The sequence below is a fragment of the Pseudomonas sp. A-RE-22 genome, from assembly GCF_019956035.1.
In the GTDB taxonomy this organism is placed as follows: domain Bacteria; phylum Pseudomonadota; class Gammaproteobacteria; order Pseudomonadales; family Pseudomonadaceae; genus Aquipseudomonas; species Aquipseudomonas brassicacearum.
Map to the genome: position 1 here is coordinate 139,619 of NZ_JAHBCZ010000011.1, position 17,320 is coordinate 156,938.

15 protein-coding genes and 1 pseudogene are annotated in these 17,320 nt (G+C 61.1%); 9 read left to right on the forward strand and 7 right to left on the reverse strand.

The window, feature by feature from the left end:
- The first annotated feature begins 223 nt into the window (after window positions 1-223).
- Window positions 224-2,026, forward strand: coding sequence for an acyl-CoA dehydrogenase (locus KGA89_RS06905; RefSeq protein ID WP_223471013.1), 1,803 nt, complete (start codon window positions 224-226; stop codon window positions 2,024-2,026).
- Between the two features lie 205 nt (window positions 2,027-2,231).
- On the opposite strand, the gene KGA89_RS06910 is transcribed toward KGA89_RS06905, so the two are convergent.
- Window positions 2,232-2,534 carry a cell division protein ZapA gene (locus KGA89_RS06910; protein WP_003197073.1) on the reverse strand — a complete coding sequence of 101 codons (303 nt, stop codon included), beginning with the start codon at window positions 2,532-2,534 and terminating at the stop codon, window positions 2,232-2,234.
- Window positions 2,531-2,761 carry a hypothetical protein gene (locus tag KGA89_RS06915; RefSeq protein WP_003197071.1) on the reverse strand — a complete coding sequence of 77 codons (231 nt, stop codon included), beginning with the start codon at window positions 2,759-2,761 and terminating at the stop codon, window positions 2,531-2,533. The genes KGA89_RS06910 and KGA89_RS06915 overlap by 4 nt, the downstream gene beginning before the upstream one ends.
- Before the next feature lie 273 nt (window positions 2,762-3,034).
- On the opposite strand from KGA89_RS06915, the pseudogene KGA89_RS30695 reads away from it, so the two are divergent.
- From KGA89_RS30695 to KGA89_RS06940, 6 genes and pseudogenes are all read left to right on the forward strand, one after another.
- A pseudogene (locus KGA89_RS30695) lies at window positions 3,035-3,742 on the forward strand (MCP four helix bundle domain-containing protein); the annotation flags it as partial.
- Window positions 3,743-3,940: 198 nt separating this feature from the next.
- On the forward strand, window positions 3,941-4,645 hold the full coding sequence (locus KGA89_RS30700; protein WP_371856175.1) for a methyl-accepting chemotaxis protein: 705 nt from the start codon (window positions 3,941-3,943) through the stop codon (window positions 4,643-4,645).
- Between the two features lie 234 nt (window positions 4,646-4,879).
- A complete protein-coding gene (locus KGA89_RS06925; RefSeq protein ID WP_013692106.1) occupies window positions 4,880-6,622 on the forward strand; it encodes a potassium/proton antiporter in 1,743 nt (580 codons plus the stop codon).
- Between the two features lie 34 nt (window positions 6,623-6,656).
- Window positions 6,657-10,019, forward strand: coding sequence for a mechanosensitive channel MscK (gene mscK / locus KGA89_RS06930; protein ID WP_223471015.1), 3,363 nt, complete (start codon window positions 6,657-6,659; stop codon window positions 10,017-10,019).
- Between the two features lie 36 nt (window positions 10,020-10,055).
- The gene (gene selO / locus KGA89_RS06935; protein WP_223471016.1) at window positions 10,056-11,519 is read left to right on the forward strand and encodes a protein adenylyltransferase SelO; all 1,464 of its coding nucleotides are present in this window, start codon (window positions 10,056-10,058) and stop codon (window positions 11,517-11,519) included.
- A gap of 560 nt (window positions 11,520-12,079) precedes the next feature.
- Window positions 12,080-12,430, forward strand: coding sequence for a DUF6124 family protein (locus tag KGA89_RS06940; RefSeq protein WP_223471017.1), 351 nt, complete (start codon window positions 12,080-12,082; stop codon window positions 12,428-12,430).
- A 62-nt stretch (window positions 12,431-12,492) separates the two neighbouring features.
- Here KGA89_RS06940 and KGA89_RS06945 read toward each other — a convergent pair whose 3' ends face one another.
- The 4 genes from KGA89_RS06945 to KGA89_RS06960 all read right to left on the reverse strand — a co-directional run bounded on the left by KGA89_RS06945 (window position 12,493) and on the right by KGA89_RS06960 (window position 14,788).
- Window positions 12,493-12,894 carry a type II toxin-antitoxin system HigA family antitoxin gene (locus KGA89_RS06945; RefSeq protein WP_003197061.1) on the reverse strand — a complete coding sequence of 134 codons (402 nt, stop codon included), beginning with the start codon at window positions 12,892-12,894 and terminating at the stop codon, window positions 12,493-12,495.
- Complete coding sequence (locus KGA89_RS06950; RefSeq protein WP_003197059.1) at window positions 12,891-13,187, reverse strand: type II toxin-antitoxin system HigB family toxin; 297 nt, start codon at window positions 13,185-13,187, stop codon at window positions 12,891-12,893. Before KGA89_RS06950 ends, KGA89_RS06945 begins: the two co-directional genes overlap by 4 nt.
- A 165-nt stretch (window positions 13,188-13,352) precedes the next feature.
- On the reverse strand, window positions 13,353-13,631 hold the full coding sequence (locus KGA89_RS06955) for a hypothetical protein (protein ID WP_013692104.1): 279 nt from the start codon (window positions 13,629-13,631) through the stop codon (window positions 13,353-13,355).
- A 251-nt stretch (window positions 13,632-13,882) separates the two neighbouring features.
- Window positions 13,883-14,788 (reverse strand): LysR family transcriptional regulator, encoded by a 906-nt coding sequence (locus KGA89_RS06960; protein WP_193384111.1) that lies wholly within the window; start codon window positions 14,786-14,788, stop codon window positions 13,883-13,885.
- Between the two features lie 206 nt (window positions 14,789-14,994).
- Between KGA89_RS06960 and ycaC the strand changes: the two genes are divergently transcribed.
- Both ycaC and trxC read left to right on the forward strand, forming a co-directional pair.
- Window positions 14,995-15,621, forward strand: coding sequence for an isochorismate family cysteine hydrolase YcaC (gene ycaC, locus KGA89_RS06965; RefSeq protein ID WP_003197053.1), 627 nt, complete (start codon window positions 14,995-14,997; stop codon window positions 15,619-15,621).
- A gap of 187 nt (window positions 15,622-15,808) precedes the next feature.
- Window positions 15,809-16,231 carry a thioredoxin TrxC gene (trxC, locus tag KGA89_RS06970; protein WP_223471018.1) on the forward strand — a complete coding sequence of 141 codons (423 nt, stop codon included), beginning with the start codon at window positions 15,809-15,811 and terminating at the stop codon, window positions 16,229-16,231.
- Window positions 16,232-16,303: 72 nt separating this feature from the next.
- Here the strand turns inward: trxC and KGA89_RS06975 are convergent, their stop codons facing one another.
- Window positions 16,304-17,074, reverse strand: coding sequence for a ParA family protein (locus tag KGA89_RS06975; RefSeq protein WP_003197050.1), 771 nt, complete (start codon window positions 17,072-17,074; stop codon window positions 16,304-16,306).
- Window positions 17,075-17,320: the final 246 nt, after the last annotated feature.

A 17,320-nucleotide genomic window follows, 5' to 3' on the forward strand; every position in this document is an offset into this window, starting at 1 on the left:
GTCCCTGTGGGAGCGAGCTTTGTGGGAGCAAGGCTTGCTCGCGATCCAGGCGCTGCGGCCCTCAAGAGACCGCGGCGTTTTCATCGCGGGCAAGCCTTGCTCCCACAAAGCCCCACATTGGGATTAGTGTCGCCCGCACCTCCGCATCACTGTCATCAATCATCCTGTTCAGCCTTTATCAGCACGCCTAGACTCGGCCCATCCCAAAAAAAGGTAAGCCGCCATGTCCGAGACGCTGCTCAGTTCCCGCAATCTGGCTTTCGAGCTGTATGAAGTCCTCGATGCCGAGGGCCTGACTCAGCGCGAGCGGTTTGCCGAGCACAATCGCGAAACCTTCGACGCCGCCATCGGTACGGCCCGCAGCATCGCCGAGAAATTTTTCGCGCCGCACAACCGCAAGAACGATGAAAACGAACCGCGCTACGAGAACGGCGAGGCGATTCTGATTCCCGAGGTAAAACCGGCGGTGGATGCCTTCCTCGAGGCGGGTTTTCTCAACGCGGCACGCAGCTTCGAGGCGGGCGGCATGCAACTGCCGACGTTGCTGTCCCAGGCCTGCTTCGCGCATTTCCAATCGGCCAACGCCGCCTCGACCTCTTATCCGTTCCTGACCATGGGCGCGGCGAACCTGATCGAAAGCTTCGGCAGCGAGGAGCAGAAGCAACGCTTCCTGCAACCGATGATCGACGGCCGTTTCTTCGGCACCATGGCCCTGACCGAGCCCCATGCAGGCTCTTCGCTGTCGGATATTCGTACGCGCGCGGAGCCTGCATCCGACGGCACCTATCGACTCAAGGGCAACAAGATCTTTATTTCCGGCGGCGATCATCCGTTGTCGGAAAACATCGTGCACATGGTCCTGGCGAAACTGCCGGACGCGCCGCCGGGCGTGAAGGGCATTTCGCTGTTTATCGCGCCCAAGTTCCTGGTCAACGACGACGGCAGTCTCGGCCAGCGTAACGACGTATTGTTGGCCGGGCTGTTCCACAAAATGGGCTGGCGCGGCACCACCTCCACCGCGCTGAACTTCGGCGACAACGGCGAATGTGTCGGTTACCTCGTAGGCAAACCGCACCACGGCCTTAGCTATATGTTCCAGATGATGAACGAGGCGCGGATCGGCGTCGGCATGGGTGCGGTGATGCTGGGTTACGCCGGCTACCTGTATTCCCTGGAATACGCCCGCGAACGCCCGCAGGGCCGGGTGCCCGACAGCAAGGACCCGACCACCACCCCCGTGGCGATCATCCAGCACGCCGACGTGCGCCGCATGCTGCTGACCCAGAAGGCCTACGTTGAAGGCTCGTTTGACCTGGGCCTGTACGCCGCGCGCTTGTTCGACGACACCACCACCCTGGAAAGCGAAGCCGAGCGTCGGCGCGCCCATGAGCTGCTGGATTTGCTGACCCCGATCGTCAAATCCTGGCCCTCGGAGTTCTGCCTGAAGGCCAACGAGCTGGCGATCCAGATTCTGGGGGGCCACGGCTACACCCGCGAATACCCGGTGGAGCAGTATTACCGCGACAACCGCCTGAACCCGATCCATGAAGGCACCCACGGCATCCAGTCCCTGGACCTGCTGGGGCGCAAACTGGCGCAGAACGGCGGTGCCGGGCTCAAGCAATTGATCCGCCTGGTGGCCAACACCACTGAACGCGCCCAGGCGCACGCATCACTGACACCGTTGCGCCAGCCGCTGGAAGCGCTGGTGGCGCGCCTGCAAACGGTCACCCTCGGCCTGCTGACGGACCTGGCCCAGGGCAAGGTCAACAGCAGCCTCGCCAACTCGGCGCTGTACCTGAAGGTATTTGGGCACATGGTGATCGGCTGGCGCTGGCTGGAACAGGCGATTCGTGCCGAGGAAGGCCTGGCCAAGGGGGATACCGCAGACAGCGACTTCTATAAGGGCAAGCTGCAAGCGGCGCGCTACTTCCTGACCTGGGAAGTGCCGGGTTGTCATCATGAGCTGGCGATTCTTGAGGCGCGGGATGATACGTGCCTGGGGATGCGGGATGAGTGGTTCTGAGCCGGATCATGCAGGGGGGCTGAATCCCATCGCGAGCAGGCTCGCTCCCACAGGGGGTTCCAAGTGAACACGACATCTGCGTTCACCACCATCCACTGTGGGAGCGGGCTTGCTCGCGAAGGTGGTGGATCAGGCAAATCAATTGCAACTGACATACCGCCTTCGCGAGCAAGCTCGCTCCCACAGTCAGCCCTAACTGGCGGTTTCAGGCCTGCTGGATCGTCTTGGCAATCACATCGACCGTGGCGCTGACTTGCTCTTGGTAACGGTCGAGTTCCGCTTGATGTTGTTTCTGCATTTCCATCTGCTGCGAACACAAGTTCATGGCCGCCAATACCAACAGGCGATCACCGATCAGCGTCGGGTATTTCCTTTTCGTGTCGGCCAGTGCGGCCTTGAGCATCGAAGCGGCGTCCAGCAGGGCCTGTTCCTGCCCGGCCGGCGCCTTGATTGAATAGTCCTCTCCCAGGATCGAGATGACTGTCACCCCATCGGCGCCGTGCTTCATGCGCTGACAGGCCCGGCGCTGGCGCGCTCGATCAGGGCCTGGATGCGGGCGGCGGTGGTGCCGTGCAGTTCTTCCTGTTCCATCAGGCTCAGTTGCAGGCTTTCGTTTTCATCCTTGACCTTGGCAAGCTCCGCGCCCAGGGTTTCGTTCAGGCCGGTGAGGTGACGGTTCTGTTGCACCAGGTCATTGACCAGTTGCTCCAGCTGGCTGAGGGATGTTTCCAACATATTGATTTCCAGGCTTTTTCAAGGGGCGCGTACGATAAAGAAAAGTCACTGCCAATGCCACGCTTTACGGGCTGGCAGGGCTTTGCGGCGAGTTTTAGAGACTGCGAATGGGGAATCTGGTTCCGACCCTTCGTCGCACCGCCACCTTTGCTCTGTGACAAAAGCACGCATGTCACTCAAGACTTTAGTCGTATGACCGATAAGTCAGGGAACAGCAGTCACAGCCCCGCACGGACGCGTCTACTTCCGGTACTTTCCATGTCCCTACGTAATATGAACATCGCGCCTCGGGCATTCCTGGGGTTTGCCCTGATCGGCGCCCTGATGCTCGCCCTTGGGGTATTTGCCCTGACCCAGATGAGCACCATCCGCGCATCTGGCGAAAGCATCGCCCGCAACAGCGTGCCCAGCATCAAGGCCCTGGATGAGTTCACGCAGCTCACCCTGCGCCTGCGGGTGCTGTCCTATCGCTTGTTGACCAACCGCGAACCGGACATCCAGCAGAAAACCTACGATCTGTTCGAGCAGCGCAACCAGCAGATCCGCGCGGCCCAGGCTGCCTATGAAAAGCTGATCAGCGCCCCGGAAGAACGGGCCGCCTACGATCAATACGTGCAACTGCTGGGGCAATACCGTCAGCTTGAAGATCGGATGAAAACCCTGTCGCGCAACAATCAGATCGAAGATCTGCGGGCTCTGCTCAACACCGAGCTGTTGAGCAACTCCGAAGCCGTCAACGCGGTACTCGGCCGCCTGCTGGAGATCAATAACCAACAAGCCGACGCTTTCAATCGGGGTGCAGAGCAACAATATTCAAGAGCCTTCAATTGGGTTGTCACACTGCTGGTCATCGCCACCGGCCTGACCCTGCTGTTCGCCTGGCTGCTGACCAACAGCATCACCAAGCCGATTGCCAACGCGCTGGATGCCGCCGAGGAAATCGCCAAGGGCAACCTGACCCGCCCGATTGTCGTCGATGGCAGCGACGAAGCCGGTCGCCTGCTGCGGGCGATGTCGACCATGCAGGAAAAACTGCGCGACACCTTGCAGCGGATCTCAGGGTCGGCCACACAGCTTGCGTCGGCGGCCGAAGAGCTCAACGCCGTCACCGACGAAAGTGCTCGTGGCCTGACCCAGCAGAACAACGAAATCGAGCAGGCCGCCACCGCGGTCAACGAAATGACCAGCGCCGTGGAAGAAGTCGCGCGCAATGCGGTGAGCACCTCCGAAGCCTCGAAAAACGCCACCACCTCCGCAGGCGATGGTCGCGACCTGGTACAGGAAACCGTCAGCGCCATCGAACGCATGAGCGCCGATGTGCAAAGCACTGCCGCCTTGATCGGCAACCTGGCCGATGAGTCCCGTGACATCGGCAAGGTGCTGGACGTGATCCGCGGCCTGGCCGACCAGACCAACCTGTTGGCGCTGAACGCCGCCATCGAAGCCGCCCGTGCCGGTGAGGCTGGTCGTGGTTTTGCCGTGGTCGCCGACGAAGTCCGCGCCCTGGCCCACCGTACCCAACAGTCGACCAGCGAGATCGAGCGCATGATCGGCAGCATCCAGAGCGGCACCGAACACGCTGTGGATTCGATGCGCAACAGCACCGAACGCGCGGAGTCGACGCTGAACATCGCCCGCGGTGCCGGCATGTCCCTGGACACGATCAACACCGCCATCGTCGAGATCAACGAACGCAACCTGGTGATCGCCAGTGCCGCCGAAGAACAGGCCCAGGTGGCCCGTGAAGTGGACCGCAACCTGGTGAACATCCGCGACCTGTCGGTGCAATCGGCCACCGGCGCCAACCAGACCAGCGCCGCCAGTGCCGAACTGTCGCGCCTGGCCGTGGATCTGAACAGCATGGTTGGGCGGTTCAGCCTTTAACCCCTGATGATCGTTCCCACGCTCCGCGTGGGAATGCAGCCGGGGACGCTCCGCGTTCCTAAAGCCGAACGCGAAGCGTCCGTTGAGGCATTCCCGCGCAGAGCGTGGGACCGATCAGCTCCCCTCCCTCCCAACCTTTTTTGACAGCATCACATTTCAACAGGTTAGAATCGCTGGCACGCAGACTGCATGGTCAGCCTGTGCCCGCCCTTCAGTTTTCCCGGAGTAACGCCTTTGACTGCGACGACCATCAACAGCCTGTTCTTGATCGGCGCGTTGCTGGTAGGTGCGAGCATTCTGGTGAGTTCTCTTTCGTCCCGCCTGGGCATCCCGATCCTGGTGATCATCCTGGCCGTGGGCATGGTGGCCGGTGTCGACGGCGCCGGTATTCTTTTCGACAACTACGCCACGGCCTACCTGGTCGGCAACCTCGCATTAGCGGTCATCCTGTTGGACGGTGGCTTGCGCACGCGGGTGTCGAGCTTTCGCGTCGCACTGTGGCCGGCGTTGTCGCTGGCCACCGTCGGTGTATTGATCACCACCGGGCTGACCGGCCTGGCGGCGGCGTGGCTGTTCAACCTGAACCTGATCCAGGGGCTGCTGATCGGCGCCATCGTCGGTTCCACCGATGCCGCGGCGGTGTTCTCGCTGCTGGGCGGCAAGGGCCTGAACGAACGGGTCAGCGCCACCCTCGAGATCGAGTCCGGCAGCAACGACCCCATGGCGGTGTTCCTGACCGTTACCCTGATCGGTATGCTCGCCAGCGGCGAAACCGGCCTGCATTGGAGCCTGCTGGGGCATCTGGTGCGCGAGTTTGGCATCGGCGCGGTGCTTGGCCTGGGCGGCGGCTGGCTGATGCTGCAACTGGTCAATCGCATCAACCTGGCCAACGGCCTGTACCCGATCCTGGTCATCAGCGGCGGCCTGGCGGTATTCGCCTTGACCAACGCCCTGCACGGCAGCGGCTTCCTGGCGGTGTATCTGTGCGGCCTGGTGATCGGCAACCGCCCGGTGCGCAGTCGCCACGGCATCCTGCATATGCTCGATGGCATGGCCTGGCTGGCACAGATCGGCATGTTCCTGGTGCTGGGGTTGCTGGTCACCCCCCACGACCTGCTGCCCATCGCCCTGCCCGCCCTGGGCCTGGCATTGTGGATGATTCTGTTTGCACGTCCGTTGTCGGTCGTGGTCGGCCTGCTGCCATTCAAGGCGTTCCACGGTCGCGAAAAAGCTTTTATCTCCTGGGTCGGCCTGCGCGGCGCGGTGCCGATCATCCTGGCGGTGTTCCCGTTGATGGCTGGCCTGCCCCACGCCCAGCTCTATTTCAACCTGGCGTTCTTTATCGTGCTGGTCTCGCTGTTGGTGCAGGGCACCAGCCTGCCGTGGGTCGCCAAGTTGCTGCACGTGACCGTCCCGCCCGAGCCGCTGCCGATTTCCCGGGCGGCGCTGGAAGTCCATGTCACCAGCGAGTGGGAGTTGTTCATCTATCGCCTGGGCGCGGAAAAATGGTGCATCGGCTCGCCCCTGCGGGACCTGAAAATGCCGAACGGCACGCGCATCGCCGCCCTGTTCCGTGGCCAGCAATTGCTCCATCCGTCGGGTAGTACCGTGCTGGAAGTCGGTGATTTACTGTGTGTTATCGGCCATGAACACGACTTGCCGGCCCTGGGAAAACTGTTCAGCCAGGCGCCGCAACGGGGCCTGGATCTGCGTTTCTTCGGCGACTTCGTACTCGAAGGAGACGCCCAGCTGGCTGCGGTTGCGGCGCTGTACGGACTGAAACTGGACGGCATCGATCCCGACATGTCCCTGGGCCGCTTCATCGCCCAGAAAGTCGGCGGTGCGCCGGTAGTCGGCGACCAGGTGGATTGGAACAACACCCTGTGGACCGTCGCGGTCATGGACGGGAACAAGATCGCCAAAGTGGGCGTCAGATTCCCCGAAGGAAGTCGCCCGGGTCCCGGCTTGTTCCTCTAAACTGCTCCCACTCTCACTTGCTCGACCGGTCTTTATGCCTACCCTGCGCACCTTTTTCGCCATCGCCCTGCTGGGCCTGAGTCTCTCCGTCTGCACACTGCAAGCCGCTGACCTTCCCGCCAGCGCTTCAGTGCAGTCCAGCCTGGACAAAATCGCCGACCGCAAACTGCCGGAAGCCGAGCAGAAAGCCCTGCAGGCGATCTTGCAGAACACGCTGACCCAGCTCACCAACAAGGCCGACTACGAACAGAAGCTGCAGGCGCTCAAACAGCAACTGGCCACTGCGCCCAAGCAGAACATCGAGAACCAGCGCGAACTGGCGCGGCTCAAGGGCACCACGGTGGTGCCGGTGGCGCAACGCTACGCCAACTTGCCGATTCCCCAGCTCGAGCAAATGCTCACGGATCGCTCCACCCAGCAGGGTGACCTGCAAAAAGCCCTGGCCGACGCCAACAGCCTGGTCATCACCGCCCAGACCCGCCCCGAGCGGGCCCAGGCGGAGATTTCCAACAGCCAGAGCCGCATCCAACAGATCAACGCCACCCTCAAGGCGGGCAGGGACGCTGGCAAAACCCTGAGCGCCGAGCAGCGCGACCAGCTCAACGCCGAGCTGGCGGCGCTCAATGCGCTGATTCCACTGCGGCGCCAGGAGCTGGCCGGCAACAGCCAACTGCAGGACCTGGGCAACAGTCAGCACGACTTGTTGATGGAAAAAATCGCCCGCATGGAGCAGGAAATCCAGGACCTGCAAAACCTGATCAACCAAAAGCGCCTGGCCCAGTCCCAGGAGACGGTGACCCAGCAATCCATCGAAGCCCAGAAGGCCGGTGGCAGCAGCCTGCTGGCGACCGAAAGCGCGGCCAACCTGAAGCTCTCCGACTACCTGCTCAAGAGCACCGACCGCCTCAACGAGGTCACCCAGCAGAACCTGCAGACCAAGCAACTGCTGGACAGCGTCACCCAGACCGACGCCGCCCTGGACGAGCAGATCAGCGTGCTCAAGGGCAGCCTGCTGCTCTCCAAGATTCTCTATAAGCAACGCCAGACCCTGCCGCGCCTGAAGATGGACCAGAACCTGGCCGACCAGATCGCCGACATCCGCCTGTACCAGTTCGAAGTCAGCCAACAGCGCGAGCTGCTGAACAATCCCAGCGCCTATGTCGACAGCCTGCTGGCCTCCCAGCCGTCGGAACAAGCCACACCGCAACTGCGCAAGACCTTGCTGGAACTGGCACTGACCCGCGTCGACCTGCTGGAACGCCTGAATCGCGAATTGAGCGCAGTGCTCAACGAATCCATCACCTTGCAACTCAACCAGAAACAACTGCTCAGCACCGCCCAGAACCTGCGGGCGACCCTTGAAGAGCAGATGTTCTGGATCCCCAGCAACAAACCGCTGGATTTCGACTGGATGCGCGGCGTGCCGCTGCGCCTGGAGAAACAGGTCGACTCACTGCCCTGGGCCTCGAGCCTCAGTGAACTGGCCGATGGCCTGACCCAACGGCCGTTGCTGTTCCTGCCCCTGGCACTGCTGATCGGCGCGCTACTGTGGCGGCGCAAGAGTCTCTATGCTCGACTGAACAAGGTTCACCAGGACGTTGGCCACTTCAAGCGCGACAGCCAGTGGCACACGCCCCAGGCGATCCTGATCAATATCCTCCTGGCGATGCCGTTGGCGTTGGCGCTGGCCCTGTGCGGCTACGCCCTGCAGATCGACGCTCGTGGCCAGAACGCCAACCTCGGCGCGGCGCTGCTGCAGATCGGCCAAGCCTGGCTGGTGTTCTACACGGCCTATCGAGTGCTGGCCCCCGGCGGCGTGGCCGAATTGCATTTCCGCTGGGAGAAACCCCAGGTCGAATTTCTCCAGGGCTGGATCCGCCGCCTCGGGCTGGTGGTGCTGGCGCTGGTGGCCGTGGTAGCCGTGGCCGAACTGCAACCCTCGGCCCTGGCCGACGACGTGCTGGGCATGCCAGTGGTGCTGACCTGCTACGCGTTGATGGCGTGGCTGCTCAGCCGTCTGCTGCTGAGCAGCCCGACGCACAAGAACACTTCGCTGTTCCGCAAGGCGGTCGGGGTGCTGTTCACCGCGCTGCCGATCGCGCTGTTCGTCGCGGTGTGCTTCGGCTACTACTACACCGCGCTGAAGCTCAGCGACCGGTTGATCAACACCCTGTACCTGCTGATGTTCTGGCTGGTGATCGAAGCCACCTTCGTCCGCGGCCTGTCGGTCGCGGCGCGGCGCCTGGCCTACCAGCGTGCCCTGGCCAAGCGCCAGGCCGCCAAGGAGGCCGGCGACGGCGAAGCGGTGGTCGAGGAACCGACCCTGGACATCGAAAAGGTCAACGAGCAGTCCCTGCGCCTGATTCGCCTGGCGCTGCTGGGCGGTTTCATCGCCGCGCTGTACTGGGTCTGGTCGGACCTGATCAGCGTGTTCTCGTACCTGGACAACATCACCCTCTACGAATACACCAGCGGCACTGGCGCGAACATGAGCATGGTGCCCATCAGCATCGGTGACATGCTCGGGGCGCTGATCATCATCGGCATCACCTTCGCCCTGGCGCGCAACCTGCCGGGCCTGCTGGAAGTGTTCGTGCTGTCGAAACTGAACCTGGCCCAGGGCAGTGCCTATGCCACCACCACGCTGCTGTCCTATGTGATCGCCGGCGTCGGTTTCGTCACCACCCTGTCCACCCTGGGCGTGAGCTGGGACAAACTGCAATGGCTGGTGGCCGCGCTGTCGGTGGGCCTGGGCTTCGGCATGCAGGAGATCTTCGCCAACTTCATCTCCGGCATCATGATCCTGTTCGAGCGTCCGGTGCGCATCGGCGACACCATCACCATCGGCAACCTGTCGGGCACGGTCAGCAAGATCCGCATTCGGGCGACCACCATCACCGACTTCGACCGCAAGGACATCATCGTCCCGAACAAGACCTTCATCACCGGGCAACTGATCAACTGGTCGCTGACCGACACCGTCACCCGGGTAACCCTGAAACTGGGCGTGGACTACGGTTCGGACCTGGACCGGGTGCGCGAATTGCTGCTCAAGGCCGCCCGCGAGAACCCACGTGTGCTGAAGGAACCGGAACCGATCGTGTACTTCCTCAACTTCGGTGAAAGCACCCTGGACCATGAGCTGCGCATGCACGTGCGCGACCTCGGCGACCGCAACCCGGTACTGGACGAGATCAACCGGTTCATCAACCGTGAGTTCAAGAAGGAGCACATCAACATCTCCTTCCGGCAGATGGAAATCTATCTGAAGAATCTGCAAGGCCAGGAATACAAACTGGTGCCCGCCGAGCCTGATAAGAAGACCCTCACGCCCGTGCCCTCGACCGTAGCCAACATCAAACCGGTGCCCGAGCCGCCGCAAGACACACTCGACTGATGCGCGCTGCCTGAAGGCGGCGCGCCGGAGACGGCCATGAAAACGCTGGAAACCTTGACCTTCGATAACCGCTTCGCCCGCCTGGGCGACGGTTTATCGACCCACGTGCTGCCCGAGCCCATCGACAATCCGCGACTGGTCGTCGCCAGCCCGGCGGCCATGGCGCTGCTGGACCTGGACCCGGTGGAAGCCGAGGCACCGCTGTTTGCCGAGATCTTTGGCGGCCACAAGCTCTGGGCCGAAACCGAGCCACGGGCGATGGTGTATTCGGGACATCAGTTCGGTCACTACAACCCGCAACTGGGCGATGGCCGGGGGCTGCTGCTGGGCGAGGTGTACAACGAGGCCGGCGAACACTGGGACCTGCACCTCAAGGGCGCCGGCCAGACGCCGTTCTCACGGATGGGCGACGGGCGCGCGGTGCTGCGCTCCTCAATTCGCGAGTTCCTCGCCTCCGAAGCCCTGCACGCCCTGGGCATCCCCACCACCCGCGCCTTGTGCGTGATCGGCTCCGACACCCCGGTGTGGCGCGAAAAGCAGGAGCGCGCCGCCATGGTGCTGCGCCTGGCACCCAGCCACATACGCTTCGGGCATTTCGAATACTTCTACTACACCAAGAAACCCGAGCTGCATGCGACCCTCGCCGAGCACGTGTTGAACCTGCACTTTGCCGAGTGCCGTGAACAACCGGAGCCGTACCTGGCGATGTTCCGCGAGATCGTCGAGCGCAACGCCGAGCTGATTGCCAAATGGCAGGCCTACGGTTTCTGCCACGGCGTGATGAACACCGACAACATGTCGATCCTGGGCATCACCTTCGACTTCGGGCCATTCGCCTTCCTCGACGACTTCGACGCCAACTTCATCTGCAACCACTCCGATGACCAGGGCCGCTACTCGTTCAGCAACCAGGTGCCCATCGGCCAGTGGAACCTCAGCGCCCTGGCCCAGGCCTTGACGCCGCTCATCAGCGTCGAAGCCCTGCGTGAGACCCTTGGCCTGTACTTGCCGCTGTACCAGGCCCACTACCTGGACCTGATGCGCCGCCGCCTCGGCCTGACCAGCGCCGAGGAAGATGACCAGAAACTGCTGGAACGCCTGCTGCAACTGATGCAGAACAGCGGCGTCGACTACAGCCTGTTCTTCCGCCGGCTGGGCGACCAGGCGCCCGAACAAGCCGTCGCCAGCCTGCGCGATGACTTCGTCGACCTCAAGGGATTCGATGCCTGGGGCGAGCTGTATATCGCCCGCGTCAACCGCGAGGGCGCTATCGATCAAGACCAGCGCCGCGCCCGCATGCACGCGGTGAACCCGCTGTATGTGCTGCGCAACTACCTGGCGCAGAAAGCCATCGACGCTGCCGAATCCGGCGACTACGAAGAAGTCCGCCGCCTGCACACGGTGCTGAGCAAGCCGTTCGAGGAACAACCCGGCATGGACAGCTATGCGCAACGTCCGCCGGAGTGGGGCAAGCATCTGGAAATCAGTTGCTCGTCGTAACCCTCCCTCGCCAAAGGTTCAGGGTTGTCTGAACGACAGTCATCGCGAGCAAGCTCGCTCCCACATTGGGAACCGTGTTATCGCGATATTTGCGACAACAACCAACCCCTGTGGCAGCGAGCTTGCTCGCGATGGCGATCTTCAATTCACCACAGACTTCTCAGTCCAGCACTTGCACATGAAGCCAATCCACTCCCCGTGACGATCACCACGTTTATTTCGATGTAGGACCATTCAGGAGCAGGCTACGCCGCCTTGCGCCATTGCCTACAACTACGCCAGAATCCGCCGGCTTGTGCGCCTTGGGGTCGGGCTTTATCGTTTCCCCGTCGCTGAAAATCAGCGATCGGGTTTAGCGATCCGACTCAACACAGACGCAACAATGCCCAGTCTCGATTGCAGTCCTTTACGTCTGCAACTCGCTTAATGGTGGCTGTGCGTGGGAGACCTTCTGGTCTACCCGGGGTTTCTGTGACCCGGATCGCTAACCTGCGTACAGCCGCCACCTTTACTTGTTTAGCGATAGGTCGTGGTGGCTCAACCAATCACGGAGATTCACCATGTTCAAAGCAACCCCCAACCCGCCAGATACCGATCCAGGCCACCCAAACTCAAAAGAATTCGACGAAACGGCTAACCGCGTCCTCGACTACTACCTCAACCCAAAACCCAGCAAACCCGAGGCTGATCCAAGCCAACTGTTCACCGTCGTCAATGGCGTCGACACTGAAACCTTGCTCGCCAATCTCAGCGAAAACCTGGCTTCGGCCAACGCCATGATCAGTGACCTGGCATTCGATCTGAAAGGCTCCAGGCGGCACGTTGCCATGGGCGTTCAGCAGTTGATCGAACTGAGCAGCTTATTGGCGAACCGGGCACTGGACAATGTCGAGCCCCGCCAGCCGACATAGCGCCTCCCCCTGTGGCGCGGGAGCAAGCTCCCTCGCCGCAGTTAGTGCGCCGCGCCAAGCCATCAAATAAAGGTCTCAACCGATACGCCGAAGCGCTCCGCCAACCAGCGGATCTGCCTTAAATTGAGCTGGCGCTTGCCGCTCAATATCTCCGATACCACCGACTGGGCGCCTATGCCCGGCAAATCGCTCTGGCTCAAACCGTGTTCGCGCATCAGATAACGAAGCGCCTCAACACCAGTGGCCTTGGGCATCGGCCGGTGTTGATGATCCCAGGCCTCGATCCATTCACCGATGATGTCCACCAGGCTCATCAGCGGATGGGCTTCTTCTTCGCCAACCAACTCCAACAATTCATCGAGCGCTGCAACCAACCGGTCGTAATCCTCTTCGCTCCTGGGCTTACGCAGCAGGGGCGACACAAACTCCCAATGGGCGGCGACTTGTTCGATCAGTGCACTCATCCCTTTTCCTCCTTCCACTTGCCTCTGTCGTATTCCCGATGGTCAAGCACGCATTTGATATACAGACGCTGCGCTCGGTATCGAATCACCGCAATCAGCCGCAACTTGTTTCCACCGATGTCAAACACATGCAGCGGACCGACCTTATCGGTTGCCGGAAATATGGATTTCATCGCCGCGAAATCAGCCGGACTATTGCGCTTGATCAGCCGATACCATTGATCCAACGCATTCGCTGAATGTGGCCATTTATCCTTGGCCTCCCAAATGCGTTTCTCAGTGATCACATGCATGCAACGTCCTTATCGCATTTTGCTATGGGGAAGTTAAACACAAATCTGGCGCATCGCAAATTGCGATAGCGCCAGTTAGACAAATGGTTAGCTCTTGCTGGTTTCCAGCCTAATCGCCAAAAGCTTTAGGCCTCGGTAAGAAATGTGAGCAGATATGAGTCCTGCTCATCCAACCTTATCGTTCCCCTGCTCAGGCGTCTCGATCCCCGGCTCTGCCTCTTCAACCCCCTTCTCCTTGGGTTTGGCCGCTGGCTTTTCCTCGGGATAGCCGGGCATGCCGCGGGCGTCTTCAGGGGTCAGTTCGTCCCGGTCGTGGCGGCGATCGATGGCATAAGAAGGGGCGGCGTTGGGGTCTTCGTCGCGACCGGCGGTGCCGAGGACGAAGCCGTCGTCGTTGGGGTTGTCCACTGCCTGGGGAGTGGCTGGGTCTTGAGGATGGCTCATGGGACCTCCTGAGTCTGCAAACAGATACGTGGTGTCTTTTTGAGGCCGTGACACCTTTTCAGTGCGGCGCACCTGATGAATGGCAGCCTTGGATAACTTTGGCGAACCCCGGAAGGAAGGTCGGTGAACAGCCTGTGGGAGCTGAGCTTGCTCGCGATGAAGGCACCCTCGACCTACCGGAAGACCGCGTTATCGTTCATCGCGAGCAAGCTCAGCTCCCACAGAAGCACGCTCACTCAAGGGAGTCTGCCCTACGCCATATCACTCTGACTGAATTCCTCGGCCAGAAAATCAATCAGCGTACGCACCGACGGCAGCAACCCGCGTCGTGAAGCAAAGATCGCATGGACGATCCCGCACTTGGGTGTCCAGCCCGGCACCAGCTCCACCAGCCGGCCGGCCGCTATGTCTTCGCGGACCACCACGGTGGGCAGATGGGCAATGCCAATGCCGGCCAGCACGGCGTGACGCAGGGCGAGCAGGTCGTCGGTGACCATGCGCGGTTCATGGCGGATCAGCGCACGGGTGCCGTCCGGGCCGAACAATTCCCACTGGTATTCACGCTGCGCCGCGCCCCAATGCACGCTGGGCAAGCCGTTGAGGTCTGCCGGGGAAGCCGGTGAAGACAAGCGTTCCAGGTAAGCCGGACTGCCCACCAGGCACTGGGTACTGTTGCTCAGCACTTTCATGACCATGTCGGTGTTTTCCAGCGGCGGAAAGCGTACCCGCAAGGCGATATCGAACCCTTCATGGATCAGGTCCACCCGGCGGTTGGTGCTCTCGATGAACAACTCCACCCGCGGATACTTGAGCATATAGCGGGTCAGCATCGGCCCGACCCAACTGTTGAGCAGTGCCGTCGGGCAACTGATGCGCACCAGCCCTTGGGGCTCGGAGCGATTGCGCTCGATCACTTCCGCTGCACTCTCGGCTTCGACCCGCATCGCCAGGCAGCGCTGGTAATAGGCCTGGCCGATCTCCGTCAATGTGCAGTGGCGGCTGGTGCGATGGAGCAAGCGTACCCCGAGCCGATCTTCCAACTGGGCGATACGCCGGCTGAGCTTGGACTTTGGCATGTCCAGCGCCCGGCCCGCAGCGGCGAACCCACGGTGCTCGACCACCTGGGTGAAGTAGTAAAGCGTGTTGAGGTCTTCGATGATCGTTCTCCAAATAGAACGCTAAGGCGGATTTTTGCAGTCTAGCGCATCAAAGGTGCCAGTTTTAATCTACACCCATCGAAACGCAACACGGGTTGAAGCCGGGGCGCTTCGACCGGATGAGTCACCGAACATCGCTACACCGACATTGAAAACCTTAACCACGCCGACACCTTCGGCAACCAAAACTTAATGAGGACTACGCCATGACCACTTCCTACAACCGTCTCGACAAAGATAACGCCGCCGTCCTGCTGGTGGACCATCAAGCCGGCCTGCTGTCCCTGGTGCGCGACATCGACCCGGACCGTTTCAAGAACAACGTGCTGGCCCTGGCCGATCTGGCGAAGTACTTCCAGCTGCCGACCATCCTCACCACCAGCTTCGAAACCGGCCCCAACGGCCCGTTGATGCCCGAGCTCAAGAGCCTGTTCCCGGACGCGCCGTACATCGCTCGCCCCGGCCAGATCAACGCCTGGGACAACGAAGATTTCGTCAAGGCCATCAAGGCCACCGGCAAGAAGCAACTGATCATCGCTGGTGTGGTTACTGAAGTCTGCGTGGCCTTCCCGGCACTGTCGGCCCTGGCCGAAGGTTTCGACGTGTTCGTGGTTACCGATGCGTCCGGCACGTTCAACGAACTGACCCGTCAATCGGCCTGGGACCGCATGTCGTCCTCGGGTGCTCAGTTGATGACCTGGTTCGGCCTGGCTTGTGAACTGCACCGCGACTGGCGCAACGACGTGGAAGGGCTGGCGACCTTGTTCTCCAACCACATCCCGGACTACCGCAACCTGATGACCAGCTACAACACGCTGACCAACGCCAAATAACAGCCACACCGATTTACCCCTGTGGGAGCGAGCTTGCTCCGGGCGGCGATCCGACGATAGCGGTCTGACAGTCGATGCAATTGACTGATACACCGCCATCGCGAGCAAGCTCGCTCCCACAGGGGTTTTTGTGGTGGTTTCTATATAGTGTTCAATCTGTGCAAATGATTTTCTGGAGACTGACCTGATGCTGATCCCCTGCCCCCATTGCAACGGGCTCAATCGCATACCCGCCGAACGCCTGGGCGACCAGCCCAAGTGCGGGCGCTGCAAGGCCCAGGTGTTATTGAACAAGCCTTTCGAACTCAAGCAAGGCGACTACGCCAGCCAGATCAAAGGCGACCTGCCATTGCTGGTGGATGTATGGGCCGATTGGTGTGGGCCGTGCAAGTCCTTCGCGCCCGTGTTCGAACAAGCCACTGCGCAGCTGGCGGGCAAATGCCGCTTGGCCAAGCTCGACAGCGAGGCCAACCAGCAATTATCGGCGCAGTTGGGAATCCGCTCGATTCCCAGCCTGATCCTGTTCAAGGACGGCCGGGAAGTGGCACGCCAGAGTGGGGCGTTGCCGTTGCCGCAGTTGATGGCTTGGCTGCGCAGCCAGGGGATTTGAATCAAGTCGCTCATGCGGGAGCGGGCTTTGCTCCCACACAGTTGCTCCCACATTGGTTTTACACAGGCCAGATCAGGCGCTTTCCAGCAGGCTATGCAGCTCCATGAACTGCAAGGTCAGCTTGTGCCGTGGGTCGAGGTGGATCAGCGGCAGGCTGGCCTGGTGGGATTCGCGCATGCGCACCGAACTGCTCAGGTACACCGGCAATACCGGCAGCCCTTCGGCGATCAGTTCGTCGAGAATCTGCTGCGGCAGGCTGGCCCGCGCCTGGAACTGGTTGACCACGATGCCTTCGACTTCCAGGCCTTCGTTATGGTCGTCCTTGAGCTCTTCGATTTCCGCCAGCAGGCCATACAGCGCCTGCCTGGAGAAGCTGTCGCAGTCGAAGGGGATCAGTACCCGATCGGCGGCGATCAATGCTGAAACCGCATAGAAATTCAGTGCGGGCGGGGTGTCCAGGTAAATCCGGTCGTAATCTTCCTCCAGCTCTTCAAGCAGTTTGCGCAGCTTGTTGATCTTGTGCTTGGCCTCAAGCTTGGGCTGCAGATCCGTCAGCTCCGCCGTGGCGGTGATCACGTGCAGGTTGTCGAACGGCGTTTCGTAGATATCCACCTTGTTCTTTTTCGAGAACGGCCCGGACGACAGGGTTTGCTTGAAGAAGTCGGCAATGCCCATGGGAATGTCATCGCCGGTCAAACCAGTCAGGTATTGAGTGGAGTTGGCCTGGGCATCCAGGTCCACCAACAGCGTGCGATAGCCTTCGCTGGCGCTCACTGCCGCCAGATTGCAGGCGATACTGGATTTGCCCACGCCACCTTTCTGATTGAACACCACACGCCGCATGTCAAAACCTCCGTGTATCAAAGATTCCCGAGTGTAGTAGGCAGCGACACCGCTTAGCTACCTTCTGCGTAGAAGGACTACAAGCAACAGTGGCTTTTCCAACGATTCAGGCGTCAATTCGTCCAGACCGTGACAGAAACAACCGACAGACAGGCTCATGATGATCGCGACAATGGTCCAAGCCTGGCCTTGAGCGGACCAACTCGTACATTTCGTTGGGCAAAATGTAACCAATATTTGCTACAA